Here is a 2,566-nt window from a genome sequence, read left to right as displayed (position 1 = left end):
ATTTCGCCGCTATCCGACTGTAGCGAATCCAGCGAACTGCGTACTGTCTGCTAAGATAATATTTTTACGTGAAGAAAGAAGCACAACTTAAGAAAAACCAGCTATAGCGGATAACAGCTGTTAGCAGAAGTAATGTTTTTAACTGGTTTTACTTCTTGCGGTCTTACAGGATAAAGTAAACTATCTTTAAAGCTATTTGCAAAAACTTTAAATATTTCTGCCTGTCTAATTAAGTTGAGTGTATCTTGGTTAGCAATTTTGTAACCTTTACTTTTGTTTACTTCGAATTCCTGTTTTAATTTTAGAAAATCTGAATATTTTTTTGTTTTCAGCTTTCTATTTAAATGAACAAAAGTTATACTTTCTCTATTTTCAAATCTAATACGATATCTTGTATATACGTTTAATCCACAGAATATCTCATTAGCAAAATCCTTATCTTTTAAAACAAAATAGTTGTCGTTTAGATTTCGGGTTTTGATTGAGATTTCATTTAATATTTTTTGATTTACTTTATATTTAATAAACTTGTCCTGATTATCAAAGTGTCTATAATTAATGGATTTTGCATCACCATTTTCTTGGATAATAGAATAATCTATTACACGAAAAATAAAGTTTGAATTTGAATCAAAATCACGATAATAAGTCATTATTTCAACATCTTCAATGTCATTGCTTTTTTGGTTACAACCAACAAAGAAAATAGTTAATGTTAAAATAATTGTTCTCATGTTAAACGGTTGTCTTATTATTTCTGCTAACGTTTTGCGGGTTTAAGAAGTTGGCGATTTCGGAGCACAAAACTGTCTGCCAGCACTGAACTTGATACGAAGCACAAATGTTCATTTAACCACTGAACCGCCAATTTCTTAAACCCGCTGTTAGCGGTTCGTTGTTTTTCTTCGGTCGTGTTATGTCTGTCCATTGTGTCAGTGTCTTGGTGGATTGTCACGCCAAATTTATGATTGATGCTAATTCATCGGCACTTCTGCTGTCTGTCTTTCTAACTATTTCTAATTCTTTCAGAGCATTTTCCTTGTCGCCAATTTCTGCGTATGTCTTGCAAATAGTGTAATGTGCTTTAAGATATTCAGGTCTTAAACTGATTGCTTGCTTGAATGCTTTAATAGCTTCTTGCTTGTTGCCTTTGTCATCATAAGCGTTACCCAAGTTAAAATATGTTTCGGGTTTAGGTTTTAACTCAATAGATTGTTGATAGGCAATAATTTCATTGTCATGGTCTCCTAATTTTCCGTAAGCAAGTGCAAGGTTAAAATATGCTTCTGAAGTTGGCTTCTTGCTAATCTCTTCTTCAAAGGCAGCAACGGCTTTTTCATATTCACCGTCCACATAAAACTTGCGTCCAACATTACTGATACCGATATACCAAAATGAAAAATAGATTGAAGAAAAAATCCACAAAACTCTAAGTGGCGTTGTCATGCTTAAAAGTCCCAGAATGAATGAGGATGGAAGCATCCAAAGTAAGTGGAAGGGAGAAAGATGAAGCAAGGGTATCAATACTAAAGAAACTGTCATAAGGAAGCCTTGCAGTTCCATTGACTTTTCTCTGGCTTGTTCGTTTTGAGCTTTTCCACGAATTTGTAAACACCAGCCCAAGGTGATTAAAATACTTAGTCCGTAAATGATGTATCCGATTATGTCCATTTTATTTTTATTTGTTTGTGTTGGAAGATTTATTTATCAAAGGTTTAGGTTCAAACAGAAAGCCTATTCCAATTAATGGAACAGAATAATAAAGCCAATTATAATTTTCGTAAACCATTGACAATATTAAAAGTATCAAGTTCAAGATTTGTCCGATTATGTAGTAAATTTTGTTTGATGAAATATAAAACGAAACAACATTTACCGACAGGAAGCCTGCAATACCACTGGAAATGAAAACAACTAATCCTGTCCTGTTACTTGTAAAATCTCCATGTAAAAGAGAACCAATTATGTTTCCAATTGAAGCAACAATATTGTATACGATTGGAGCTAAGATTATTACGACAACTCCTTTTATTATCTCTTTATATGATTTCACGTTTTGTAAATTTTAAATTAATTACTCTCAATTTCTTGCAAGTCAGTTCGGAGTTTGCAGGTCGCCCTACAATGACCGCTAACGTTTCGGCGCTTGGCGAGGTTGCGAGCTTCGGAACCGATTATTTTCTATCAAAGATAAAATTTCTTGCGAGAAATAAACGTGTATTTACTACAAAATTCGCAATCTTGCCAAACGCTTGTTGGCAGTAGTTTTTTTATTTTCAGTTTGTAATTATAGAGTTAGCAGAATTATTATTCATATCTACAACAACCAAAGTAATTATTATTATCTAAATTTATATTCTTATAAACTCTTACAACTTTGTTGTCTTTATCAATATAAACAAGTCTAACATTTATTTTTTCTTCATATAAACTGTCATTTTTAATAATATTTGTATTTAATTTTGAGTATTTATATACTTTATAGTCACCAGTACATTTCATTTTTCTATTCGGTTGACCATATATACTAATTACTTCTTCTTTACTTTTTCCACTCAAATCTATA

4 protein-coding genes are annotated in these 2,566 nt (G+C 32.0%); all 4 read right to left on the bottom strand.

What is annotated here, in order from left to right:
- Nucleotides 1-101: 101 nt before the first annotated feature.
- Complete coding sequence (locus tag C0512_RS15160; RefSeq protein WP_290863077.1) at nt 102-734, bottom strand: hypothetical protein; 633 nt, start codon at nt 732-734, stop codon at nt 102-104.
- A 217-nt stretch (nt 735-951) separates the two neighbouring features.
- Nucleotides 952-1,671, bottom strand: coding sequence for a tetratricopeptide repeat protein (locus tag C0512_RS15155; protein WP_290863075.1), 720 nt, complete (start codon nt 1,669-1,671; stop codon nt 952-954).
- 7 nt (nt 1,672-1,678) lie between these two features.
- Nucleotides 1,679-2,053: a hypothetical protein gene (locus C0512_RS15150; protein ID WP_290863073.1), complete on the bottom strand. Its 375-nt coding sequence runs from the start codon at nt 2,051-2,053 to the stop codon at nt 1,679-1,681.
- A 254-nt stretch (nt 2,054-2,307) separates the two neighbouring features.
- Nucleotides 2,308-2,566: hypothetical protein (locus C0512_RS15145; RefSeq protein WP_290863071.1), on the bottom strand; the 259-nt coding region annotated here is incomplete at its 5' end.

This window comes from Flavobacterium sp. (assembly GCF_013822155.1).
In the GTDB taxonomy this organism is placed as follows: Bacteria; Bacteroidota; Bacteroidia; order Flavobacteriales; family Flavobacteriaceae; genus Flavobacterium.
The sequence above is the reverse complement of the archived record's forward strand: the minus strand, read 5'-3'. Positions and strand labels throughout refer to the sequence as shown.

Bases quoted from the DNA above. Each gene is read 5' to 3' on its own strand.
- C0512_RS15155 (WP_290863075.1), bottom strand. From the start codon at position 1,671: ATGGACATAATCGGATACATCATTTACGGACTAAGTATTTTAATCACC.
- C0512_RS15160 (WP_290863077.1), bottom strand. From the start codon at position 734: ATGAGAACAATTATTTTAACATTAACTATTTTCTTTGTTGGTTGTAAC.